The organism is Streptomyces sp. NPDC028289, assembly GCF_055565975.1.
Genome location: NZ_JBVHTI010000002.1, coordinates 717,887 through 742,522, shown reverse-complemented (window position 1 = coordinate 742,522; position 24,636 = coordinate 717,887). Strand labels below are relative to the sequence as shown.

General features: G+C 71.0%; 17 protein-coding genes. 8 read left to right on the top strand and 9 right to left on the bottom strand.

Going from position 1 to position 24,636, the window contains the following annotated elements:
- Positions 1-53 precede the first annotated feature (53 nt).
- The gene (locus ACZ4UV_RS11225) at positions 54-1,037 is read right to left on the bottom strand and encodes a zinc-dependent alcohol dehydrogenase (protein WP_467837456.1); all 984 of its coding nucleotides are present in this window, start codon (positions 1,035-1,037) and stop codon (positions 54-56) included.
- A gap of 121 nt (positions 1,038-1,158) precedes the next feature.
- Between ACZ4UV_RS11225 and ACZ4UV_RS11220 the strand changes: the two genes are divergently transcribed.
- The gene (locus tag ACZ4UV_RS11220; RefSeq protein WP_451018963.1) at positions 1,159-1,962 is read left to right on the top strand and encodes a CDP-alcohol phosphatidyltransferase family protein; all 804 of its coding nucleotides are present in this window, start codon (positions 1,159-1,161) and stop codon (positions 1,960-1,962) included.
- Positions 1,963-2,042: 80 nt separating this feature from the next.
- On the opposite strand, the gene ACZ4UV_RS11215 is transcribed toward ACZ4UV_RS11220, so the two are convergent.
- Positions 2,043-2,768, bottom strand: a complete 726-nt coding sequence (locus ACZ4UV_RS11215; protein WP_467837454.1) for a YcnI family protein — start codon at positions 2,766-2,768, stop codon at positions 2,043-2,045.
- On the opposite strand from ACZ4UV_RS11215, the gene ACZ4UV_RS11210 reads away from it, so the two are divergent.
- From ACZ4UV_RS11210 to ACZ4UV_RS11200, 3 genes are all read left to right on the top strand, one after another.
- The gene (locus ACZ4UV_RS11210; protein WP_467837452.1) at positions 2,767-3,474 is read left to right on the top strand and encodes a hypothetical protein; all 708 of its coding nucleotides are present in this window, start codon (positions 2,767-2,769) and stop codon (positions 3,472-3,474) included. The genes ACZ4UV_RS11215 and ACZ4UV_RS11210 overlap by 2 nt on opposite strands.
- A gap of 222 nt (positions 3,475-3,696) precedes the next feature.
- Positions 3,697-4,269, top strand: a complete 573-nt coding sequence (locus tag ACZ4UV_RS11205; RefSeq protein WP_351500305.1) for a TetR/AcrR family transcriptional regulator — start codon at positions 3,697-3,699, stop codon at positions 4,267-4,269.
- A 63-nt stretch (positions 4,270-4,332) separates the two neighbouring features.
- Positions 4,333-5,316 (top strand): zinc-dependent alcohol dehydrogenase family protein, encoded by a 984-nt coding sequence (locus tag ACZ4UV_RS11200; protein WP_451018960.1) that lies wholly within the window; start codon positions 4,333-4,335, stop codon positions 5,314-5,316.
- Positions 5,317-5,623: 307 nt separating this feature from the next.
- On the opposite strand, the gene ACZ4UV_RS11195 is transcribed toward ACZ4UV_RS11200, so the two are convergent.
- The 5 genes from ACZ4UV_RS11195 to fusA all read right to left on the bottom strand — a co-directional run bounded on the left by ACZ4UV_RS11195 (position 5,624) and on the right by fusA (position 13,002).
- Positions 5,624-6,982, bottom strand: coding sequence for a GH1 family beta-glucosidase (locus tag ACZ4UV_RS11195; RefSeq protein ID WP_467837449.1), 1,359 nt, complete (start codon positions 6,980-6,982; stop codon positions 5,624-5,626).
- A gap of 38 nt (positions 6,983-7,020) precedes the next feature.
- Positions 7,021-7,860, bottom strand: coding sequence for a carbohydrate ABC transporter permease (locus tag ACZ4UV_RS11190; protein ID WP_451018972.1), 840 nt, complete (start codon positions 7,858-7,860; stop codon positions 7,021-7,023).
- A 13-nt stretch (positions 7,861-7,873) separates the two neighbouring features.
- Positions 7,874-8,866 carry a carbohydrate ABC transporter permease gene (locus ACZ4UV_RS11185; RefSeq protein ID WP_451018958.1) on the bottom strand — a complete coding sequence of 331 codons (993 nt, stop codon included), beginning with the start codon at positions 8,864-8,866 and terminating at the stop codon, positions 7,874-7,876.
- Between the two features lie 5 nt (positions 8,867-8,871).
- Entirely contained in the window at positions 8,872-10,188 is a 1,317-nt protein-coding gene (locus ACZ4UV_RS11180) for an ABC transporter substrate-binding protein (RefSeq protein WP_451018957.1), read from the bottom strand.
- A 711-nt stretch (positions 10,189-10,899) separates the two neighbouring features.
- On the bottom strand, positions 10,900-13,002 hold the full coding sequence (gene fusA, locus ACZ4UV_RS11175; RefSeq protein ID WP_467837446.1) for an elongation factor G: 2,103 nt from the start codon (positions 13,000-13,002) through the stop codon (positions 10,900-10,902).
- 613 nt (positions 13,003-13,615) lie between these two features.
- Here fusA and ACZ4UV_RS11170 point away from each other — a divergent pair.
- Positions 13,616-14,005, top strand: a complete 390-nt coding sequence (locus ACZ4UV_RS11170) for a metallophosphoesterase family protein (protein WP_467837444.1) — start codon at positions 13,616-13,618, stop codon at positions 14,003-14,005.
- Positions 14,006-14,115: 110 nt separating this feature from the next.
- Positions 14,116-14,292 (top strand): hypothetical protein, encoded by a 177-nt coding sequence (locus ACZ4UV_RS11165; protein WP_451020623.1) that lies wholly within the window; start codon positions 14,116-14,118, stop codon positions 14,290-14,292.
- Between the two features lie 280 nt (positions 14,293-14,572).
- On the opposite strand, the gene ACZ4UV_RS11160 is transcribed toward ACZ4UV_RS11165, so the two are convergent.
- Positions 14,573-15,742 carry an RNA-guided endonuclease InsQ/TnpB family protein gene (locus ACZ4UV_RS11160; protein WP_467837442.1) on the bottom strand — a complete coding sequence of 390 codons (1,170 nt, stop codon included), beginning with the start codon at positions 15,740-15,742 and terminating at the stop codon, positions 14,573-14,575.
- A 599-nt stretch (positions 15,743-16,341) separates the two neighbouring features.
- On the opposite strand from ACZ4UV_RS11160, the gene ACZ4UV_RS11155 reads away from it, so the two are divergent.
- Both ACZ4UV_RS11155 and ACZ4UV_RS11150 read left to right on the top strand, forming a co-directional pair.
- Positions 16,342-18,048 (top strand): carbohydrate binding domain-containing protein, encoded by a 1,707-nt coding sequence (locus tag ACZ4UV_RS11155; protein ID WP_467837440.1) that lies wholly within the window; start codon positions 16,342-16,344, stop codon positions 18,046-18,048.
- Between the two features lie 301 nt (positions 18,049-18,349).
- Positions 18,350-21,010 carry an alpha-L-rhamnosidase-related protein gene (locus ACZ4UV_RS11150; RefSeq protein WP_451020626.1) on the top strand — a complete coding sequence of 887 codons (2,661 nt, stop codon included), beginning with the start codon at positions 18,350-18,352 and terminating at the stop codon, positions 21,008-21,010.
- Positions 21,011-21,078: 68 nt separating this feature from the next.
- Here ACZ4UV_RS11150 and ACZ4UV_RS11145 read toward each other — a convergent pair whose 3' ends face one another.
- On the bottom strand, positions 21,079-24,408 hold the full coding sequence (locus ACZ4UV_RS11145; RefSeq protein ID WP_451020627.1) for a lectin: 3,330 nt from the start codon (positions 24,406-24,408) through the stop codon (positions 21,079-21,081).
- Between the last annotated feature and the right edge of the window lie 228 nt (positions 24,409-24,636).

The window sequence follows — 24,636 nt, the reverse complement described above, 5'->3', positions numbered from 1 at the left end:
TTCTCAGGTCAGGACCTCTTGGCGGCCCGCACCGGTGGTCATTGGACGTTCCGTCAGCCGTTGTCGCCGTAGCGGACCCGGTGGCAGAGGGCGGGAAGCTCCCCGGAGGCGAGCCTCGGAAGCACCTCCGGCAGCTCTTCGAACGCGCTTTCCCCGGTGATGAGGGCGTCCAGCGCCGGGTCGGCCAACAGGTCCAGGGCCAGGGCGAGCCGGTCGGCGTAGGTGCGGCCGGCGCGGGCGGCCGGGGAGACGGTGCCGACCTGGCTGCTGCGCACGGTGAGCCGGCGGGAGTGGAAGGCCTCGCCGAGCGGGAGGGCGATGCGCCGGTCGCCGTACCAGCTCAGGTCGAGGACCGTGCCCTCCGGCGCGAGGAGCTCCAGCGCGCGGCCGAGGCCCTGCTCGGTGGCGCTGGCGTGCACGACCAGGTCGCACTCCCCGAGGGCGTCCCCGGGGGCCGCGAAGTCCACGCCGAGCGCCTCGGCGGTCCCGGCCCGGGCCGGGTCGGCGTCCACCAGCTGGAGCCGTACGCCGGGGAAGCGGGCGAGCAGGGCGGCGACCGAGCAGCCGACCATGCCGCCGCCGATGACCGCGATCCGGTCGCCGACCAGCGGCGCCGCGTCCCAGAGGGCGTTCACGGCGGTCTCGACCGTGCCCGCGAGTACCGCACGTGCCGGGGGTACCCGCTCCGGTACCACCGTCACCGCGCTCACCGGAACGACGTAACGCGTCTGATGCGGATACAGACAGAAGACCGTACGCCCGATCAGCCCATCGGGTCCCTGCTCGACCTCGCCGACGCTGAGGTAGCCGTACTTCACCGGACCTGGGAACTCGCCCTCCTGGAAGGGCGCCCGCATCACGGCGTGTTGGCTCTTGGGCACCCCGCCCCGGAACACCAGTGTCTCCGTGCCCCGGCTGACCCCCGAGTACAGCGCGCGCACCAGTACCTCACCCTCGCCGGGCTCCGCGAGGGAGACCTCACGGAGCTCGCCATGGCCCGGAGAGCGGAGCCAGAACGCGCGGGCCGAGGAGTTCATCGGCATCCTCCTGAACGATCGGGAAGTGGTTCACGTACGGAGATGTGCACAGCGAGAAGTGCACAGGCCGCGCACAGTACGCGGCGTTGATCGACTCTGTCACTCGGCCGGAGGACGTGCGGTGGCCCTGAACAACACTTACGAAGCCAGGCTGGTCCAGCAGGAGACCGCTGTGGGAGCGGGCGTGCAGATCCTGTTGCTGGCCCTGCTCGGGACGGCGATCGGCATGGGGCCGGCCGGCTGGCTGACGGGTCTCGCGTTCGCGATAGCCACCTGGGCCGTGCTCTCCCGGGCCCTGCACCGCAGTCGCCCCCGCTCCTTCGGCCCCGCCAACCGGGTGACCCTCGGCCGCGCGATCCTGGTCGGCGGCGTGACCGCCCTGGTCGCCGACTCCTTCGAGAGCTCCCCGCCGGTCACCCTGCTGGTCGGCCTGACGGCCGTGGCCCTCATCCTCGACGGCGTCGACGGCAAGGTGGCCCGCAGGACGGGTACGTCGACCGCGCTGGGCGCCCGCTTCGACATGGAGGTCGACGCGTTCCTGATCCTGGTGCTGAGCGTGTACGTCTCGATGCAGCTCGGCCCGTGGGTCCTCCTGATCGGCGGAATGCGCTACGCGTTCGTCGCGGCGGCGAAGGCCGCGCCCTGGCTGAACGCCCCGCTGCCGCACTCCATGGCCCGCAAGACGGTCGCCGCGATGCAGGGCATCTGCCTGCTGCTGGCCGGCGCGGACCTGCTGCCCTACCTGGCCAACCTGGGCGTGGTGCTGCTGGCGCTCGGCTCCCTGGTGTGGTCCTTCGGCCGGGACGTGCGGTGGCTGTGGCGCAACGCGCGGCCGGCTTCCCTCGAGGCGGCGCCCGCGGTCACAGCGGAGCGCGTGCCGGATTCCGCCGAGGAACTGGAGCTCCTGGAGCTGGCGGTGCGCTGAACCGCGCACGGCGAAGGGGCCCGGACCGGTGAACGGTCCGGGCCCCTTCGCCGTCTGCCGACGCACCGACGGGTGTTGGCCTACGACTTCGCGCCCCGCGTCCGTACGACGGCGAACGCGGCCGCCGCCAGGCCCAGGACGCCGACGATCAGGCCCGCGATGCCGAGGCCGCGGGCGGTCGAGTCGCTGGAGTCGGCGGCCGCGGTGGCCGTCTTCCCGCTGCTCCCGGTGGCCGGCGCGGCCGACGCGGCGGAGTCGTCGTCGGCCGCCGTCAGCTTGAGCGTCGGTGCCGGGTTCTCCGGCTCGTCGTCGCCGCTCTGCGCTTCCTCGATCCAGCGGACGACCTTGCCGTCGGAGTAGGTCTGCAGGGTCTTGAAGGTCAGCTGGTCGGTGTCCTCGGGCAGTTGCCCGAAGGCGACGTCGAAGTCCTCGAACTGGCCGGCGCCGATCTTGCCGCCGGTCCAGGTGATCTCGGAGGCGGCCTCGGTGATGGTGCCGTCGTCGGTCTTCACGGGCGTCTTGAGCTTGGTGGTGGTCACCTTGGCGGTCCAGCCGTCGTGCGGGGTGACGAGGACGCCCAGGACCGGGTGGTCGGTGGGCAGGTAGACCTGGACCTTGGTGGTGGCGGCGGTGTCCTCCTCGTTGGGTACGCGGAAGGTGAGCACGCCGTCGGTGGCGCCCTTGGCGTAGCTCTCGGGGTGAACGGTGACGTGCGCGGCGGCGATACCGGCGGCGGCCAGGACCGACACGGCGGTGAGCGCGGTGACGGTGGCGGCGCGGCGGAGGGTCAGTCGGGTGGTGGACATGAGCGAGTCGATCTCCGTACGAGTGAAGTCTGTTTGGGCGTCTTACGACTGTCAGGCCGGGTACGGGATCGGGTTCGGGGGGGCCGCGCCGGCTCACCGCGTGCCGCAGCGCGAGCAGCCGGCGGGGCCGTATCGGGCCGGCCGGGGCCAGGCGGGGCCCGCCGGCCGGGACGGGCAGCGGGGCGTCGTGCCACCAGGCGGCCAGACCGGGGACGAGCGCGGCGGCCCGCCTCAGCAGCGACCAGAGCGCGGCCTCGCCGCGCCGCAGCCACCAGGAGGCGACGAGCGCGGCGACGACGTGGGCGAGGGTGGCGTGCGCGGTCAGGACGTGGACGTGCGGGTACTGCTGCGCCACACCGTGGATCCCCGGCATGCCCGACATGTTCGCCATACCGGCCATGGCATGTCCGTGCATGCGCGTGGGGGCCATGGTCATGGGGGGCGCGGGAGCCGCCGGAGTGACCGCGCGGGCCGCGTCGAAGCCGAAGTGCAGACCGGCCTGGGTGAGCAGCATGCCGACGCCGATCTCCGGCAACCCGCGCTCACGCTCCGCGAGGGCCCGCCCGAGGGCGAACACGACTGCGAACCCGGCCGCGTCGGCCCACAGCGGCGGCATGTCGCCCATGGCGAGACCGTGCCCGGCGGCAGCCAGCAGCACGCACACCGCGGCGAACACCGCGGCACGCAGGCTCCGTACCGCCGGTGACGCACTCATGGTGAGCGATCCTCCCACGGTGGGGGGATACGCGAGGCGAGGACGCCCCGTTCACTCCCGGCTGGGGTTTTCCCGTGTGTTGGCCGGGGTTCGCTGTGAGCTCGCGGGCGCCGGCCCTCAGCAACCTCGGCGCGGCGTCCGCCGGCTCCGGGACTCCCCGTTTGGCGTTCTTAATCGAACGGACTAGTTTGTCTGATTAAGGAGGGTCGGATCATGGTGACACAGATCAGGAAGACGAAGTCCGAGGAGAGGATCCTCAAGGCGGCGGCAGAGCTGTTCTACGCGAACGGGCTTCGCGGTGTCGGCGTCGATCAGGTCATCGCGGCGTCGGGCGTCGCGAAGTCGACGCTGTACGTGCACTTCCGCACCAAGGAAGAGCTCGTCGCGGCGTACCTGCGCAGGACCGACGACTCCTGGACGGCACAGCTGCAGGAGGCCGCCGCGCGGAGCGGGGGCGACCCTCGCGAGCAGCTCGTCGGAGTGTTCGACGCGCTGACGGACGCCTTCGACCGGCACGGCTTCTTCGGGTGTCCGTTCGTCAGCGCGGCGGTCGAGGCGGACCTGGACTCGGAGGCCCGGGCCATCACCGTGCAGCACACGCAGCGCCGTCAGGCATGGCTGACCGAACTGAGTGAGCGTGCCGGCGCGGAAGCCCCCGGCGCGCTCGCCCGGCAGATCGGACTTCTGATCGACGGCGCCCTGGCCTCGGGACGCCTGCTGCAGGACCGCTCCGTCGTGGCGGAAGCGAAGTCGGCGGCGCGCCTGCTCGTCGGCAGCCACGTCTGACCGCGGTCGGTGCGCCACCGTGCCGACCGCGCCCCACCGGCAAGACAGGAAGGAGGCGCAGTCATGCGCGCAGTGGTTCTCCGGGAGTTCGGCGCTCCGCTGGTCCTCAGCGAGATCGACGAGCCCGACGCCGGCCCGGGCCAGGTGCTCGTCAGGATCAAGGCCAGCGGCGTGAACCCGTTGGACACCAAGATCCGGGCCGGCAAGGCCGCCCACGCCCAGCGCACGCTCCCGGCCGTCCTCGGCCTGGACCTGGCCGGCGTGGTCGAACAGGTCGGCCCCGGCGTCACGGACTTCGCCCCCGGCGACGAGGTCTTCGGCATGACCGGCGGCGTCGGTGACGTGCAGGGCACGCTCGCCGAGTACGCGGCCGTCGACGCCCGCCTGCTGGCCCGCAAGCCGGCCGCGCTCACCATGCGCGAGGCAGCGGCCCTGCCCCTGGTCGTCATCACGGCCTGGGAGGGACTGGTGGACCGGGCGCAGGTCCACGCGGGGCAGAAAGTTCTCGTCCACGGCGGAGCCGGCGGCATCGGCCACGTGGCCGTACAGATCGCCCGGGCCCGCGGTGCCGAGGTCTTCGCCACCGCCTCACCCTCCCGACGGGAGGTCGTCCAGCGCCTGGGGGCCACCCCGATCGACCACACCACCACCGCCGTGGAGGAATACGTCGCCGAGCACACCGGCAGCGAGGGCTTCGACGTCGTCTTCGACACCGTCGGCGGCTCCGTGCTCGACGACTCCTTCGCAGCGGTACGCACCTACACGGGGCACGTCGTGAGTGCCCTGGGCTGGGGAACCCACAGCCTCGCGCCCCTGTCCTTCCGCGGCGCGACCTACTCCGGTGTCTTCACCCTGCTGCCTCTGCTGACCGGACGCGCGCGGCAACACCACGGAGAGATCATGCGCGAGGCGGCCGCACTCGCCGACGCCGGGGCGCTCAAGCCGCTGCTCGACCCGAGGCACTTCACGCTCGCCGACGTCGCCGGGGCCCACGCCGCCGTGGAGAGCGGCACCGCACAGGGCAAGATCGTGATCGACGTCGGCTGACCGGGCCGGGCGCCGATGTCCGAACCGGTTCGGCGCCCTGCGGCCGGCCCCGCAAGGCCGGTCCCGCGCCTCGGCCCCGATCGCTCCCTCTCGTGGTCGCGCGGAGTCTCGGACCAGGACAGCCCCGGAGCCGCGGCAACGTCCGGACACTCCCGCCGCCGCGCGTGCTGTGGCCGCTCTTTCGCCGGGCGGTTTCCGGCACGGCGTGCGCCATGCGAAGCGCGCGGCGCGGAGCACCGCGCGGATCCGGCACCCGGAGTCGCGGTGGGCGCGGTACTCCCCTGGTCCGCGCCCACCGCAGTGTGTGTCAGGCCGCCCGGCGGGCCTGTCCCCGGTGGTCGCGGATGATGTCGGCGTAGCGGTGGCCGCTGCCCTTGATCGTGCGGGCCTGGGTGCGGTAGTCGACGTGGACCAGGCCGAAGCGCTTGTCGTAGCCGTACGCCCACTCGAAGTTGTCCAGCAGCGACCAGGCGAAGTAGCCGGCCAGCGGGGCCCCCTTGCGGGCCGCCGAGGCGCAGGCCGCGAGGTGGCTGACCAGGTAGGCCTGGCGCTCGGGGTCGTCGACCGTGCCGTCGGGGCGGACCACGTCCGGGTAGGCGGAGCCGTTCTCGGTGACGTAGAGCTTGCGGGCGCCGTACTCCTCGGTCAGGCGCAGCAGCAGCGTCTCGATGCCGCTCGCGTCGATCTCCCAGTCCATGCCGGTGCGCGGGACGCCGGGGCGGTGGACCGAACGGGCGTAGGGCGCGGGGCCGTCCGGGTCGTTCTCGATGTAGGCCGGGAAGTAGTAGTTCAGGCCCAGCCAGTCGAGCGGGGTGGCGATGGTCTCCAGATCGCCCGGGCGCTCGGGGAGTTCGACGCCGTAGGTCTCGACCATGTCGGCCGGGAAGCCGCGGCCGTGCACCGGGTCCAGCCACCAGCGGTTGACGTGCCCGTCGTGGCGGCGGACGGCGGCCGCGTCCTCGGGGCGGCCCGTGGCGGCGAACACGGTGGAGAGGTTGTTGACGATGCCCACCTCGGCGCCGGGCGCGGCGGCGCGGATGGCCTGGGCGGCCAGGCCGTGGCCGAGGAGCAGGTGGTAGGAGGCCCGGACGGCGGCCGTGAGGTCGGTCCAGCCGGGGGCCATCGTGCCCTCCAGGTGGCCGATCCAGGCGGAGCAGGAGGGCTCGTTGAGGGTGGTCCAGTGCCGGACACGGTCGCCGAGGCGTTCGGCGACGACGGAGGCGTACGCGGCGAAGTGCTCGGCGGTCGCCCGCTCGGGCCAGCCGCCCCGGTCCTGGAGGGCCTGCGGCAGGTCCCAGTGGTAGAGGGTGACCGACGGGGTGATGCCGGCCGCCAGCAGGGCGTCGATCAACTCGTCGTAGAAGTCCAGGCCCTTGGCGTTGACCGGGCCGTCCCCGCCGGGCCGCACGCGCGGCCACGCGACCGACAACCGATAGGCGTTCGCGCCCAGTTGCCGCATGAGGTCGATGTCATCGCGCCAGCGGTGGTAGTGGTCGCATGCGACGTCGCCGTTGTCGTCGCCCGCGATCTTCCCCGGGGTGTGCGAGAAGGTGTCCCAGATGGAGGGTGCACGGCCGTCCTCGGCGACGGCTCCCTCGATCTGGTACGCCGCTGTTGCCGTGCCCCACAGGAAGTCGTGCGGGAGGGCGGCGAGGTCGATGGTCACGAAATTCCCTTCGGAACTGGCTTCGTTGCGAAGCGGGTTCACTTGACGGCGCCGGCGGTCAGCCCGGCGACGAGGTAGCGCTGGAGGAGCAGGAAGCCGGCCACGACAGGGACGCTCACCACGAGCGAGGCGGCCATGATCTGGTTCCAGTACACGTTGTTGAGCGTGGAGTAGCCCTGGAGGCCGACGGCCAGCGTGCGGGTGGTGTCGTTGGTCATCACCGACGCGAACAGCACCTCGCCCCAGGCGGTCATGAAGGCGTAGACGGCGACCGCGACGATCCCGGGGACCGCGGCGGGTACGACGATCCGCAGCAGCGCGCCGAGCGGCCCGCAGCCGTCCACCAGCGCCGCCTCGTCCAGATCCCGCGGCACCGAGTCGAAGTACCCGATCAGCATCCAGATCGAGAACGGCAGCGAGAACGTCAGGTAGGTGAGGATCAGGCCGCCGCGGGAGCCGAACAGGGCGATGCCGGTGGCGTTGCCGATGTTGACGTACAGGAGGAACAGCGGGAGCAGGAAGAGGATGCCCGGGAACATCTGCGTGGACAGCACGGTGACCGTGAAGACGCGCTTGCCGCGGAACTCGTAGCGGCTGACCGCGTAGGCGGCGAACACCGCGACGACGACCGAGCAGACCGTCGCCGCGACCGACACGATCAGCGAGTTCACGAAGTACCGGGCGAGCGGGATCGTCGACCAGATGTCGATGTACGGGCGGACGGTCAGCCCGCTCGGCAGCCAGCGGAACTTGCCGGTGACGTCCGAGAGGGGCTTCAGCGAGCTGGAGATCATCACGTACACGGGGATCAGCACGAACCCGGTGAGCAGCGTGAGGAAGATCCGCCGGGACCAGAGGAAGGAACGCGGCGGGGCCATGGGCGAGCTGGGGCTAGACATCCGAGGTCCTCCGTCCGCGCGAGGTGAGCACCAGGTACACGCCGGTCACCACCAGCAGGAAGAGCAGCAGGAGCACGGACATGGCCGAGCCGGTGCCGAAGTTCCAGGTGACGAAGGAGGCCTGGTAGATGTGGACCGAGATGAGGTCGGCGGCCTCCGGGGCGGACTTGCCGAACAGCACGTACGGCGTGTTGAAGTCGTTGAACGTCCAGAGGAACAGGACCAGGATCAGCACCTGGTTGACCGGGCGCAGCGACGGCAGGGTGATCCGGCGGATCTGCTGCCACAGGCCGGCGCCGTCCAGGGCGGCCGCCTCGTACAGCTCCCGCGGGATGTTCTGGAGGCCGGCCATCACGATCAGGAAGGCGAACGGCCAGCCCTTCCACACCGACACGGTGAGCAGCGCGTAGAAGCTGTTGTCGCCGATCAGCCAGAAGGACGGCTTGTCGGTGAGGTGCAGCTGGTCGTGCAGGACGTGGTTCACCAGGCCGTTGTCGTGCTGGAACATGAACACCCAGGTGATGACGGCCGCGTAGACCGGCAGCGCGTACGGCACCAGGAACAGGGCGCGCAGCAGGCCGCGGCCCTTGAAGGTGTCCTGCATGAACACGGCGGCCGCGGTGCCGATCAGCCAGCACAGGCCGACCGAGAGCAGGGTGAAGCCGACGGTGACGAGGAACGAGTGCAACAGGGCCTTGCCGATGGGGGCGTTGAACTCGACCGACAGCTTGTAGTTGTCGAATCCGGCCCAGGGGGCGGTGGTCCAGTCGCGGATGTAGAACTGGGTGAGCTCCTTGAAGCTCATCACGACGCCGATGACCATCGGGACGAGATGGACGAGGAGTTCGAGCAGCAGGGCGGGCAGGAGCAGCAGGTAGGGCAGTCCGATCCGGCGGATCCGCCCGGGACGGCGGCCCGAGCCGCCCGCCGTCCCGGGGGAGTTCGCACGCACCGGCTCTTGTACGGCGGTGGTGGTGGTCGTCATGGTGCTCAGGCCGCCGGCATCTGCTGCTGGGCCTTCTCCAGCTCGGCCTTCACGGAGTCGGTGGTGATGGCGCGACCGGCGGCGGCGTCGGCGAACAGGTTCTTCACCGCGGTACCGACCGTGGTCTCGAACTGCGACTCCGACGCCACCTGGGGCAGGGCCGCGGCGCTGGTGGCGAGGGTGTTCTTCAGGACGGAGTTGGCCGGGGTGTTGAAGGCCGCGTCCTCCTGGGCGGTCTTGACCGGCGGTATGGAGCTGTAGGCGGTGTTGAGGATCTTCTGCTCGTCGTCGCTGGTCATGAACTTCACGAACTTGGTGGCGCCGTCGAGGTTCTTGGTGTTCTTGAAGACCGCCAGGTTGATGCCGGCGACCATCGAGTTGACCTGGGCACCGGTGCCGGGGGTGCCGGACTGCACGGGCACCGGGGCGATGCCGTAGTCGCTGTCGCTCATGCCCTGCGACTTGAGGTTGGAGGACGCCGACTGCCACAGCAGCATGGCCTGCTTGCCCTTGGCGAAGTCGCTGACCGACTGGTTCTGCGCGTACTCGGCGTCACCGGTCGGGATGACCTTGTCCTTGGCCATCAGGTCGACGTACTGCTTGACCGCGGCGACGACGTTGTCGTCGGTGAAGTTGGGCTTGCCGTCGGAGGTGAAGAAGTCGGCGCCGTGCTGCTTGGCGAAGACGAAGACGTGGTGGATGTTCTCCGAGACGTTGCCGCCCTCGGCGCCCAGCACCGACTTGCCCTTCGCCGATATCTTCTTGCCGTCGGCGATCAGCTCGTCCCAGGTGGCCGGGGGCTTGGAGATGCCGGCATCAGCGAAGATCTTCTTGTTGTAGTAGAGCGCGTACGCCATCGAGTACAGCGGTACGGCCGCCGGGTCCTTGCCCTCGGCGCCCGTGGAGCCGAGCGCGGAGTCGACGAACCGGTCCCTGCCGCCGATCTTGCCGAAGTTCTTGGCGTCCCAGGGCAGCAGCGCGCCGGTCGCCTGCAGCGAGGCGCTCCAGGTGTTGCCGATGTTCAGCACGTCGGGGCCCTGGCCGGAAGTGGTCGCGGTCAGGATCCGGTTGAGCAGGTCCGACCAGGGCACGACCTCCAGCTTGACCTTGATGCCGGTCTGCTTCTGGAACTTGTCGAGCTCCGGCTGGAGGACCTTCTTGTCGACCTCGATGCTGGCGCCCTGGTTGGAGGCCCAGTAGGTGAGCGTCTTCGGGGAGTCGTCGGACCCGCCCCCGGTGGACGAACCGCCACCGCAGGCCGTGGCCGCGAGGGCGAGAGACATGGTGACGGCGCCTACGGCCGCGGCTCGGATGCTGCGCATGGCTCCAGCTGTGCCTTTCCGGGAGTCGATAACACCGAGAGGGCTTCGCGAAGGCCGGCGCCCGCGCGGTGCGGACGCCTGGGCCGACGTTCGGCTTCCAAAGCCCCTCATGGCTTAATTTAGGACGTGAGTTAATCCCTCGAACAGTGGCTCGTCAAGGGATCCGGCACGGGTATCGGTGCAGGCGGGCCGGGGAACAGCCGGTTCCGCGGCGACAGCACCCCCGCCCCGGCGGCGTGACCTGGGCCGAAGCGGAGTGGCCTGGGCGGGGCGGGGGCGGCCTGCGTTCCACAACGGTTGTGTTTCGGCGGGCGGTTGCGGACGGTTACGGGCGGTGCGGCGAGGCCGGGCGCCCGGCGCGTCGGCAGGTGCGAGGGGCCGGGCGCGGACGGCGAGGGCGTCGCCGGGCGCCGTCGGCGGAGGCGTCGCCGGGCACCGTCGGCGAAGGCCTCGCCGGGCGCCGGGAGGCGGATCCGGAAGGCGGGTACGACGGTGCAGGCGGAGGAGACCGTCGGGTACGGGTACCGGCGGCAGCGCGTGACCGGGCGGCGGCAGGCGCGCGCGTGACCGAGCGTCGGCGGAGGGCGCACGGCCGGGCGGCGCCGGAGGGCGCACGTGGCCGGGCGGCGGCGAAGGGCGCGCGGCCGGGCGCCGACGGGCGCACGCGTGCCGGCGGGTGCCGGGGAGGTGGTCCCCGGCACCCGCCGTGGTTCACCGGACGGGCGCCGCGACCGGAGCCGGGGCGTGGCCGACCGGGCGCGCGGTGAAGGTGCCGCGCCCCTGGGTGCGGCCGCGCAGCCGGGTCGCGTAGCCGAAGAGTTCGGCCAGCGGCACGGTGGCGGTGAGCACCGCCGCGCCGCTCCGCGTGACGGAGCCCGTGACCCGGCCGCGCCGGGCCGCCAGGTCGCCGAGCACGCCGCCCACCGCGTCCTCGGGCACGGTGACCGTGACCTCGGCGACCGGCTCCAGGAGCGTCATCGCGCAGGCCCGCAGGGCCTCCCGGAGGCCGAGCCGCCCCGCCGTACGGAACGCCGTGTCGGAGGAGTCCTTCACATGCGTCGAACCGTCGGTCAGCGTGACGCGCAGCCCGGTCACCGGATGCCCGCCGAGGGGACCCTCGGCGAGGGCGTCCCGGCAGCCGGCCTCGACCGCGCGGACGTACTCCTGCGGCACCCGGCCGCCGACGACCGCCGACCGGAACGCGAAGCCGCCGTCGTGGCCGCCTTCACACCCGACCTCGGGCCCGCTCTCGTACCCGAGCGGTTCGACGTCGAGGACGACGTGCGCGAACTGCCCGGCCCCGCCGGTCTGGTGGACGTGCCGGTGGACGAAGCCGGTCACCCCGCGGGCCACGGTCTCCCTGAGGGCGACCCGCGGCCGGCCCACCGTCACCTCGGGGCCGCCGTCCCGGCGGATCTTCTCCACCGCGACCTCCAGGTGCAGTTCGCCCATCCCGGACAGCACGGTCTGCCCGGTCTCGGCGTCGGTGCGCACCACCAGCGAGGGGTCCTCCTCCGCCAGCCGGGCCAGCGCCTGCGCCAGCCGGTCGGTGTCGGTACGGCGGCGGGCCTCGACGGCGACCGAGACCACGGGTTCCGCGACGGCCGGCGGCTCAAGGAGCAGCGGGGCGTCCGGAGTGCACAACGTGGCACCGGGGCGGGCCGACTTCAGCCCGACGACGGCGACGATGTCACCGGCCGCCGCCCGGTCGAGGGGCTCGTGCCGGTCGGCCATGACGCGGAGGATCCGCGCCACGCGTTCGGTGCGGCGCGTCGCCGGGTCCCACACGGTGTCTCCCTTCCCGATCGTGCCCGAGTAGACCCGGACGTGGGTGAGGCGCCCGGTGGCGGTCGCGGTCACCTTGAACGCGAGCGCCGCGAACGGCCCCTCGGGGTCGGCGGCCCGCCGCTGCTCGGCGCCCTGATGGGTACCGCGCACGGCGGGGACGTCGAGCGGCGAGGGCAGGTAGGCCACGGCCGCGTCGAGGAGCGGTTCGATGCCCCGGTTGCGGTAGGCGGAGCCGCACAGGACGACGACGCCCTCGCCGCTCAGGGTGAGGTCGCGCAGGGCGCCGGCCAGCGTGACGGCGGACAGCCGGCCGGGCGGGGCGCAGAACTCCTCCAGCGCGGCCGGGTGCAGCGCGGCCACCGCCTCCTCCAGCGCGTGCCGGCGCCGGTCCGCCACCTCCCTCAGCTCCTGGGGAACGGGCCCCTCCGTCGCCGTACCGCCGCCGTCCGCCCAGACCAGCGCGCGCATGCGTACGAGGTCGACGACGCCGGTGAAGCCGTCCTCTGTGCCGATGGGCAGCTGGACGACGAGCGGGACCGGGTGCAGCCGGTCGCGGATCGACGCGACGGCCCGGTCGAGGTCGGCGCCCGCGCGGTCCAGCTTGTTGACGAAGGCGATCCTCGGGACGCCGTGCCGGTCGGCCTGGCGCCACACCGACTCGCTCTGCGGCTCGACGCCGGCGACCGCGTCGAACACGGCGATCGCGCCGTCGAGGACGCGCAGGGAGCGCTCGACCTCGTCGGCGAAGTCGACGTGGCCGGGGGTGTCGATGAGGTTGACGCGGTGGCCGCGCCAGGCACAGCTGACGGCCGCGGCGAAGATGGTGATGCCGCGGTCGCGTTCCTGGGGATCGAAGTCGGTGACGGTGGTGCCGTCGTGGACCTCGCCGCGCCTGTGGATGGTGCCCGTGGCGAAGAGGATGCGTTCGGTGACGGTGGTCTTCCCTGCGTCGACGTGGGCGAGGATGCCCAGGTTGCGGACGACGGCAAGGGGGTTGACGGAGTTCGGGTGGAGTTCGGTGCGCATGGCCCGGTGCCTTTCGGATGACGGTTCCCGGAATCGCTCCCGGAAGGGGCGGCGCGATGTCCCGTGCGGCGAAGCCCACCGGTCAGGCCTGACGGCACGTCAAAGTAGGTACATGTACCGGTGGGCGACTGATCCGGTCGCGCGTCACGGAGTCCGGTGCCCGCCGCGCAGCGGGCACCGGAGGGACGGGGACACGAGGATCACGTCGTAGCGGGAAAGGGAGGGGACGACAGCGGCGCGATCCCGCATGGCCCTCTCCCCTCGTTCGTCCGGACTCGTCACGGCTCAGCACCGCGCCCGCGGTTCGCGGCTACGGTGCGTGACAGTAGATGAGTGTAGGGAGGGGGCACGGGGCACGGCACCCGGTTTTCGACCGGCCGTCCCGATCCTTCAAGTCCCGGACAGACCTCTGCACTTCGACTGTCACCTCGTGGCCGCCCGACCGGGAGCGCCGCTGGGTAGCGTCGTCGCGTTTGAGCCACCGGCACGGGAAAGGCGGCCCCTGTCCCATCGAGACGACACCCCGGCGCAGGAGAGCACCGGGCAGAGCCGGCGCGGTTTTCTCTTCAGTACGGCGCTGGCCGGAGCGGCGGCAGCGGGAACCGGTGCGTCCATGCTGGGCGCGACACCCGCGTCCGCCGCGGAGGCCACCGGCGGCACCGGGAGCGGCGCCTGGAGACCGGATCCGAACGCCCTCCGGTTCACCCTCGCGGTGATGCCGGACACCCAGTTCCTCTACTGGGGCTGCCAGGACAGCGTCAACCGGACGCCCCAGGAGGCGTCGTTCCGCTACGTGATCGACCACAGCGGAAACGCGAACGGCGACAACATCGTGTTCATGGCGCACCTCGGCGACCTGACCCAGGACGCGGACCCGTCCTCGTTCCAGCAGGTCGACAAGGCGTTCGCGCTGCTGGACGCGCACGGTGCCGGGTACAGCGTGCTGGCCGGCAACCACGACGTGAGCGGCGACGACGGCCGCGGCGACACCACGCCGGCCTGAAGTTCAGCGGCGGCCGCAACCCACTGCACGGCTCGTACCTGACCACCGGGGCACAGTCTCCGCTGAACGGCGAGACGTTCAGGTCCGGATACACCATCGGGACGTTCGCGATGCTGCCGCCGGACTGGGACGCCGGGAACAACGGCTGGGCGTCGGTGCTCAGCCGCCGCGGCTCCGCCGGGGACGCCGGCAAGCACGGCTGGAACACCGACCCGGGTGAGCCGGTGCTCCAGCTCTCCATCTCGAACAACGGCCGCGAGCCGCGCAGTTCGACCACTACCCGCTGAACGACACCTGGCCGACCACCAACTGGGGGCACGGGCTGGTTGAGCTGAAGTGGTGGCACCTCGCGGTGGTCAACGACGGCCGCCGTACGAGGCTGTACGTCGAGGGTGCCCCTGTCGTCGACAACCCGAACCGCCTGTCGGCCGGCCTCAGCTCGCTCGGGCTGCCGTGACTGGTGGGCGGTTACGAGTACGCGGGCGCCGTCGACATCGTGTCCCGCGGCAGTATCGGTGACATCCGCATCTTGAATCCTCCCCCTCATGAATGAGGGGGATTCCTGACTCAGACAGCCTCCGGGAGCAGCGCTCCCGGGGGTCTTACGCCTTCTGCGCCAGCCGGGTTGAGACCAGCCCGGACGAGCATCACGCGGGCGGAGTTCTTGTCCCTGGGGGAGGCGGTTCCGCATGCGGTGCAGGTGTACGTTCGTTCCGACAGCGGCAGGGCGTGCTTGGCTCTCGCTCCGCAGTGCGCGCAGTCCATGGTGGTGTGGGCCGGGTGCACCAGGTGCACGATCCGGCCGTACTTGCGGGCCATCTCGGTCAGAGCCCGTTTGGTGGCGCCGATCGCGGCGTCAGCGGCCTTGCGGGCCATCGTCGACTTCGCGAGGAACGCGGGCCGGAAGTCTTCCACCACGATGGCGTCGTGGTCGCGGACCACGTGCTTGGCCCATTTGCGGCCGGTGTCCTGACGCTGCCGGGCGATCTTCGCGTAGGTCTTCGCGCGCCACTTCTTCGCCTCCTGGTAGCCCTTCGATCCAGGCTGCCCCTTCCTGGGCTTGCGGCGGGCCGTCATGCGGTCGTACCTGGACAGTCCGGCCTGGGCTTTCTTCCCGTGCTGGGCGTGCGGGAGGTCGTGGGCATCGGACGTGGTGGTCGCGGTCTCCTTCACGCCCCAGTCGACACCGATCACCCGGCCGGTCTCCGGCAGCGGCCGTACCTGGGCAGGGATCACGAACGAGCAGTACCAGTGCCCCACCGTGTCCTGGTACACGCGTACCGAGGAGGGCGCGGCGGGTAATTCCCGCGACCACACCGGTGCCAGGACGATGCCCCCGGCCAGGTGCAGACGGCCGTCTTTCAGCCGGAACCCGCGCTTCGTATAGTTCAGGCTCGGCAGCGCCCCGTGCTTCTTCTTCCACCCCGGCATCCCGGCCCGCTGCCGCTGAGGAAGGCGCTCGCGGATGTCCTTGTGCGCCTTCGCCCTGGATTTCCCGAAGTCGCGGATGATCTGCTGCTGCGGCACCGACCTGCCCTCCCGCAGCCAAGGAGTACGCGCACGGGCCTCGGTCAGCATCCGGTCCAGCTGTGCCGGACCGCACGTCTCCTTGCCCGTGCCCTCGGGCCGGGTCCTGTTCCCGGCGTGGACCCGCCGGGACTTGGCCACACTTTCATTCCACACCCACCGGCACCGGCCCCACTCGTCCATCAGCGCGGCGAGCGCGGTGGACGACACGCGCAGGCGAAACGTCCACCGGGCATGCCCGGCAGCCTCTGCGACCGCTCCCGCTCCCGCTCCCGCTCCCGCTCCCGCTCCCGCTCCCGCCACACCCTCACCCCCTCCGCGACCCTCGCGACCCTCGGGACCGAAAGTCCGCGGCCTGCCGACGCCTTGTGATGAGACCGTACGTGTGACAGCCGCACGCCCGTACCCCGATCACACGATCACCACTCCAACCGGCGGCCACCGGCACGCGCGTTCGCATTCCCCAGCGTCACCGGGCAGCCATACAGGCGCTCCGCGCCCACAGACCGGAGGCGGCGGCGCTCCGCGCCGCACCACCGGGATGCGATTTCTCCCCGGCGTGAACGCCGGGGCATCCTCGCAAGAAGGAGGTGAACCGCCCCCTGGCCGCGGACGAGTTCCTGACGGCGCGGTGAGCCGAGGTCTCCCGTCTCTGGTCCGCCCGCCGGAGACGGAAGACATCCCCGAATGGTATGGAGTTGGTCTAGTCCTCTTGACTGACAGGCCTCGACGGCGGTTTGGTATGTACCAAATCTCGGCCCACCCCCCACCACCCCGCCCTCGATGGGCATCCCGAAAGGGCCACTGTCATGCACCTGGCAAGATTTGCGGCCTCCGCGTGTGCGCTCGCACTCGCGGCCACCGGCGTCACCATGGCGCTGGCCCCCGCCGGCAGCGCCGCGGGGAGCAGCGTCTACTCCGTGGCTCCCTACGTCGACATGTCGAACGGTCAGGAAGGACTGCTCGACACCGCCGTCACGGGACACGGGCTCAAGGCCTACACGGCGGCCTTCGTACTCGGCGAGGGCTGCACCCAGATCTGGGGCGACACGCTCCCCATGGGCAACGACTCCTACACCGACCCCGAGATCGCCAGGGCGAAGTCCGAGGGCGCCTCCGTCATCATCTCCTCCGGCGGGGCGAGCGGTGAGCCGCTCGCCTGGACGTGCTCGACCCAGAGCAGCATCGACGCCGGGTACCAGGCCATCATCAACGACTACGGCGTCACCCAGCTCGACTTCGACGTCGAGGGCGCCGCCATCGCGGACACCGCGGCCGCGGCCCGTCAGATGCAGGCGATGAAGGACCTCAAGGCGTCCAACCCCAACCTGAAGTTCTCCATGACCCTGCCCGTGCTGACCAGCGGACTCACCGGCGACGGCGTCAACATCCTCAAGGCCGCGAAGACGGCGGGCATCAGGATCGACGTGGTCAACATCATGGCCATGGACTACTACGCGGGCACCGGCACCGAGATGGGCCAGGGCGCGGTCTCCGCGGCCAGGGCCACGCTGGCGCAGATGCAGTCCGTCGACTCCGGCTACACCTATGCCAACCTCGGCATCACGCCGATGATCGGCAAGAACGACGACGGGTCCACCTTCACCCTCGCGGACGCCCAGACGGTGGAGTCCTTCGCCGCACAGAACGGCGTCGGGCGCCTGTCGTTCTGGTCGGCCAACCGGGACCAGCCGTGCAGCGGAAGCGCCAACTCGCTGTCCACGTGCAGTGAGATCAGCCAGAACACGCTCGCGTTCACCGACGCGTTCGTGCCCTACGAGGGCAGTACGGGCGGCGGAGGCGGCACCACCACCGACTTCTCCCTGTCCCTGTCGCCGGGTTCCGCCTCGGTCGCCCAGGGCGGTTCGGCGACCGCGACCGTCTCCACGGCCGTCACCTCCGGCAGCGCCGAGTCCGTCGGCCTCTCCGCCTCCGGCGCGCCCTCCGGCGTCAGCGTCTCCTTCTCCCCCACGTCCGTGACGTCCGGCGGCAGTTCCACGCTGACGGCGACGGTCGGCTCGTCCGTGGCCGCGGGCACCTACCCGATCACCGTCACCGGCACGGCCGCGAGCGGCAGCCACAGCGCGACCTACTCGCTCACGGTCACGTCCTCCGGCAGCGGCGGAGGCGGCGGGGGCTCGCTGACCAACGCGGGCTTCGAGACCGGCAGTCCGAGCCCCTGGACCTGCACGGGCGGCAGCGCGGTGGTCTCCAGCCCCGTCCACAGCGGCAGCCACGCCCTCCAGGTCACGCCGAGCTCCAGCAGCACCGGCGAGTGCGACCAGAGCGTCACCCTGTCCGCCAACCACACCTACACCCTCACCGCCTGGGTGCAGGGCCCGTACGCCTACATCGGGGTCAGTGGCGGCGCCACCGCCAGCACGTGGTCCAACAGCAGCAGCTGGAACCAGCTCACGGTCAGCTTCACCACCGGGAGCAGCGGAGCGGTGACCGTCTACGTGCACGGCTGGTACGGCCAGTCCAACGTCACCGCGGACGACTTCACCCTCGGCTGACGGCCCCGTCCACCCGCGCCCCGGCGGCGACCTCGGGCTTCATCACCCGGGCGAGTCGACGGGGCGCGTCTCGCGCTCCGGTCCGGACGACAAGGCTCCGCACCCGTATTGACTTGCACGCGTCAACCCTGCTTGCCTGGACCCACTCCCGATTGGTCTGCACCACTCGCCCATCCTAGTTTTGAATCGATTCACATACATTCACACACCTCGACAATCCGAAGCTTCATCGCGTGCGTCTCTTTTCTGGCGACTCGTTGAAGCGAGTTGAAACGTTCTAATCAACCGAGGGGACCCTCCCGTGAACCATCCCTTCAAAGGCGCGTTCCGTATCGCGCTCGTCGTCGGCCTCGGCCTGGCCTTCGGCGGCGTGGCACCCTTCGAGTCCCCGCCCCCGGCGGTGGCCGCCACGCCGGCCGCGGCCACCCCCGGCGACCCCTACAACCTCGCTCCGACCTCGCGGACGCTCGCACCGGTCTCGGTGTACCGGACCGCCGGCTCGGTGAGCGATCCCACCCATGTGCTGTCGCACCAGGCCACCCGGCTGAACGGCAGCGGCTCGGCCGTGACCCTGGACTTCGGCAAGGAGGTCGGCGGCATCGTCACCCTCAGCTTTTCCGGGGCGAGCAGTGCCGGGCAGAGCGTGGGGCTGGCCTTCAGCGAGTCGTCGCTGTACGTCGGCAACAGCAGCGACAACTCGGGCGGCGGTACGGACGGCGCGATCTACGCGACGGTCAACGGCGCCGGCAGCTACACCATGCCCGCCGACAAGCTGCGCGGCGGATTCCGTTATCTGACGCTCTTCCTCGACTCCGGTGGCTGGGTGGACGTCAACGGCGTCTCGCTCGCGTTCTCGGCCGCCCCCGGAGCCACGAATCCGGCGGCCTACCCGGACTACTTCTACTCCAACGACACGCTGCTCAACCGCATCTGGTACGCGGGCGCCTACACCGTCCAGATGGACACCATCGACCCGGCCCAGGGGCGGCCGTATCCGCCGGTCTCCTCCGGGTGGGAGAACAACGCGGTGGTGGGGGTGGGCAGCGAGGTCCTGTCCGACGGCGCCAAGCGCGACCGCTCCGTGTGGCCCGGCGACCTGGGCATCTCCCTACCCACGGCGTACGTGAGCACCGACGATCTGACCGCCGCCCGCAACTCACTGACCACCGTGTACCAGATCCAGAAGTCGTCAGGCGAACTCCCCTGGGGAGGCCCGCAGTTCAACCTCTTCGGTTCCGACACCTACCACATGTGGACCCTGCTCGGCACCTACACCTACTACCTGGACACCGCCGACCGGAGCTGGCTCGACGGCATCTGGTCGCAGTACAAGCGCGGCGTGGACTTCATCACCGGCAAGGTGGACGCCAACGGCCTGCTCAACGTCACCGGCACCCTGGACTGGGCCCGCACCGGCCAGGGCGGGGAGAACATCGCGGCCAACGCCATGCTCTACCGGGTCCTGACCACCGGCGCGTCCCTGGCCCGCACCGAGGGCGACAGCACGCTGGCGACCAGCTACGGCAACCAGGCCGCGGCCCTCCGGACGCAGATCGACTCCCGTCTCTGGGACGCGTCCGCCGGCGCCTACAAGGACAACCCCACCAGCACCGTCCACCCGCAGGACGGGAACGCCCTCGCCGTCTGGTACGGCGTGACCTCCTCCGCCGCACAGGCCGACAGCGTGACCGCCTACCTGCGCACCCGCTGGGGCAGCCGCGGCTCGCAGACCCCGGAGTGGAACAACAACATCTCGCCGTTCACCGGCTCCATGGAGGTCTACGCCCACCTCGCCGCCGGTGACGACACCAACGCCCTGAACCTCATCAGGACCGAGTGGGGCTTCATGCTCGACTCCCCGATCGGCACCAACAGCACGTTCTGGGAGGGGTATTCGAACCAGGGCGACGTCGGCCCCTACGGCGGCTCCTTCACCAGCATGGCGCACGGCTGGTCGACCGGCCCCACCGGCGCGCTCACCTCCGCCGTCCTGGGCATCCAGCCGACCGGCGCGGGCGGCACCGCCTACCAGGTGGTCCCGCACCCCGGCGATCTCACCCACGTCGAGGGCACCCTGACCGTCGCCGCCGGAAAGACCGTCCACGTCAGCTACGACCACCCCGCCTCCGGCAGCTTCGCCCTCCAGGTCGACACGGGCTCCGACACGGGCTCCACCGGGGTGATCGCCGTACCCAGGTTCGGCCAGAGCCACACGGTCACGATCAACGGCACCACCGCCTGGAACGGCACCGCCTTCACCGGCGCCACCGGCGTCGCGAGCGCGGACCAGGACGCCGACTACATCTACTTCCGCGGCGTGCAACCCGGTTCGTACACCGTCGCCTACCCCACCACGGGCACCGTGTCTCCCACCGAGCACACCTCGCTGCCGGGCACCTGGGCACAGTGCGCGCTGGAGAACGGCACCTGCGCCGTCTCCGGCACGCAGACCCTCGCCTTCGGCGCCCAGGGCCGGTTCGACTACCTCACCGCCACCGGAAACACCGCGTGCACGAACACGGCGTTCGGCGACGACCCGATCAGCGGCATGGCCAAGGCCTGTTACGTCCAGACCCCGCCGCCCACGACGAACGTCTGGGCCCCGTGCGCCACCGAGGGCGGCACCTGCTCGTACGCCGGCGTGATGACCGTCGCCTACGGCGCCAACGGCACATACACCTATGCCACCGTGCCGAGCACCGCCTGCAGCAACGCGGCCTTCCCCGACCCCACCCCCGGCACCGCCAAGTCCTGCTACCTGACGGCCCCGCCGCCCACGTTCACGACGTGGACCACCTGCGCGGCCGAGAACGGGAGTTGCTCGTTCACCGGCACCCACGAGGTCGCCTACGGGGCCGACGGCCACTACGCCTACGGCAGCTTCACGGGCGGCACGCCCTGTGACAACGCTGTCTTCGACGACCCGGCCGCCGGGACGGTCAAGAACTGCTACGTCCAGTAGCGGCAGGCATCGAGGAGGGCCGGTTCCCCGGGCACACGCCCGGGGGACCGGCCCTCTCTTTGCCGGAGTTACTGGCCGAAGCCGTAGGCGAACAGGTGGTCGGTGCCCGTCTGGCCGGTCACCGGCAGCGTCACCGACGCCACCTGCTTGGACGGATCCAGCGCGACCTTCGTCGCGAAGACGTAGGTCTTCACGCCGTCCCGGCCCCCGCTCCCGGTGTTCCGGTAGGCGGTGGTGACGGCCGTCGTGTCACTCGGCAGCGGCTTGCTCGGGCCGCCGTTGAGCGTCCAGTCCGAGAAGCCGACCGTCGCCTGGGAGGTGGTGCCGTCGGTGTAGGTGACGGTCAGCGTGCCCGAGACCCCGCTGCCGTCGGTCGGGGCGTTGACCGCGGCGCCCAGCAGGCCCAGCGACGACCCCGAGGTGCCGGCCGGCATCGGAATCGTCTGGCCGGCCATCTCCAGGTTGTCGAGCTGACCGGACGTCACCGCCGGCCAGGTGTAGGAGATGCCGTCGACGGTGAGGGTGGAGCCGCTCGTGACGCCGGCCGCCGACAGCGCGTTCTGCGAGTAGGCCCAGCCGCCGCCGTCGAACCCGCCCGAGTAGGTCGTGCCGTCGGGGTAGATGCCCTCGTTGGTGGCGTACGGCCACAGCGCCCCGGCCTTGGCGACGGCCACGCGCAGGGTCGCCCCGGACAGTGCCGTACCGGTGCCGTGGTCGGTCAGGGCGAAGGTGACCGGGTACGTCCCCTCGCTCGCGCCCGCCGTCACGTGGACCTTGGCCTCGGCGCTGCCCGACGCGGGAACCGTCAGCGAGCCGGACGCCGTGTCCAGCGTGACGCCGGAGGGCGCCGTCGCCGTCCAGTCGACCGTGACGGCCTTGCTGCCGAGGTTGGTCAGGTCGAGGGTGGCGTCGTCGCCCTTGCCCGGCTGGAGGACCAGGCCGTTGCTGGGACCGGTCGCCGCCAGTACCCGGCCGCCGCCCGTGGTGTCCGACGGCGGCACCGCCGACGGGCCGGACGCCCAGGAGGTGTTCGGCTGGGTGCCGAGCGTGTAGTCGAGCGTGCCCGCGCCCTTGAACTGCTGGTAGGTCAGCCAGGAGGCGTTCCAGGCCTTGCCCTTGACGTTCAGGGACTGCACGTACGGCGCGTCGGGCGCGGCCTGCGGGGCGTTGATCCGCACCGTCTTGCCGTTGCCTAGGGTCACCTGGGCGACCGGGAACGCCGGGCTGCCGAGCACCAGGGTGTCCGTGCCCGGGGTCTCCGGGTACATGCCGAGCTCGGACCAGACGTACCAGGAGCTCATGGCGCCGAGGTCGTCGTTGCCGAACGAGCCGACCGGGGCGTTGAAGTAGAGGTCCTGCTGGGCCGCGCGGACGGCCGCCTGGGTCTTCCAGGGCTGGCCCGTGTAGTCGTACTCCCAGGGGATCTCGACGCTGGGCTCGTTGCTCAGGTCGGCGTCGGTGCCGCCGGGGGCGGTGATGTCGTCGAGGAGGCTGTCCAGGTAGGACGAGTACGCCTCGGTGCCGCCGCGGGCCTGGATGAGCTGTTGCAGGTTGAAGGGGACCATGGGGGTGTACTGGGCGGAGGTGCCCTCCACGAAGCCGTTGGAGGTGCCGGGGGTGAAGCCGCCCGCGAACTGGCCGTCCTTGTTCTTGGCCTGCATGTAGCCGGTCTGCGGGTTGAAGACGTTCATCCAGTCCTGGGCACGGGTGGCGAACTTCTGGTAGACGGCGGTCTTTCCGAGCGACTTCGCGAAGGCCGCGAGGGCGTAGTCGGCGGAGTCGTACTCCAGCTGGGTGGAGACCGGGCCGTAGAAGTTGCAGCAGTTGTAGTCGTTCTCGTCCAGCGGGAGGTAGCCCTTGGAGTCCCGCACGGACTCGCCGGGGCGGTCGTTGTTCGGGACGGTGGCCTCGTGCTGGAGGGCGGCGAGGGCCTTGGCCGTGTCGAAGTCCGTCGCGCCGAAGGCGTACGCGTCGGTGATGATGCCGGCGGCCGGGTCACCGACCATCACGTAGCTCTCGCCGTTGTTCGAGGCCCACTTGGGCAACAGGCCCGTCTGGTCGTAGCCGTTGAGCATCGAGGTGACGACGTCGCTTGCGACCTTGGGCTCGGCCATCGCCATCAGCTGGGTCTGGGAGCGGTAGGTGTCCCAGCCCGAGTAGTTGGCGTACTGGGCCTGCTGCCCCTTGGCCAGCTTGTGGATCTGGTTGTCCATGCCCATGTACTGGCCGTTGTCGTCGGAGAAGACGTTCGGGTGCAGCAGGGCGTGGTAGAGCGCGGTGTAGAACTGCGCCTGCTGGTCGGCGGATCCGCCGCCCACCTCGATCTTCTTCAGTACCGCGTTCCAGGCGTCGTGGTTGGCCTTCTCGACGGCGCCGACGTTCCAGTTCCTGATCTCCGTGGCGAGGTTGCCCGCCGCGTTGGCGTCGCTCGTGTACGAGATGCCGACCTTCGCCGTGACCGTGGTGTTCGCGGTGGTGTCGAAGGTCAGGTACATGCCGTTGGCGCCGGTCGTGGGCGGCTGGGCGGCCTCGGCGGCCTTGGACAGCCGGGAGGCGGCACTGGCGCTCGGGGCCGCGGAGGCCTTGGCGGAGGCCTTGGCGGCGCTCCCGTGGACCGTCGGGGCCGGCTTCGCCGGGACGGTGAAGTGCTTCTCCTTCAGCGGCTTCGACGTGGACTTCTGCGGGGTCTGGCCGACCCTGCCCGCCTTCAGCGACTTCGCGTCGGGGGTGATGGTGCCGCCGACCCAGGTGCCGCTCGCCGCGAACGGCCGGTCGAACTTGATGTCGAAGTGCAGCGTGTACCGGTTGCTCGCGCCGCAGAAGTGGCCGCTGTCGATCGCGCCGCTGATCTCCTTGCCGTTCACCACCTGGACGCGGGTCCCGTCCACCTGGGTGGCGCCCCCGCTGAGCTTGAACAGCAGGTTCGCCTGCTGTCCGGCAGGGAAGGTGAAGGTGCCCAGTCCGGCGCGGGTGGTGTCGGTCAGCTCGGTCTTCACACCGTTGGCGTCGGTGAGCTTGTAGGAACCGATGGCGGCCTGCTCGTCGGCGTGGCTGAAGCCGACCGAGGTGCTGCCGAGGTCGCCCGAGAGCGCGCCGGTCACCGGCAGCACGGGCAGGTCGCCGGCGACCGGGCAGCCCGGGCCCGAGACGTGGGTGAGGCTGAAGCCGGAGATCTTCTGGTCGGCGTACTCGTAGCCGCCGCCGTCGGGGCGGTTCGGCGTCGTGTCGGGACCCCACTGCACCATGCCGGCCGGCATGTCGGGGCCGGGGAAGGTGTCCACCGCACCGGAGGTGCCGATGAGGGGGTTGACGAGGGACGCGGGGTCCGTCACGAGGGCCGGCGTCCCGGCGCTCGCGGCCAGGGCGCTTCCCGTCGCCGAGAGCGGCAGGGCCGTCATGCCCAGGACGCAGACGACGGCAAGGCGTCGGCGGAATCTCGCTCGGGTGGAGGGTGGTGCGGCTGAACGTCGGGGTCTCACCATCGGTTGCCTCCGCAGCAGTTCGTGCTTCGCACATCAGGTGTCGGCGCGCCGACAGTCACCGGAATGCCGGCGACAGGCAACGAATCCGGTCGCTCCCACGGCCTGACAACGTTGCCATGCACGAGAGTTGAGTGAAACGCCTGC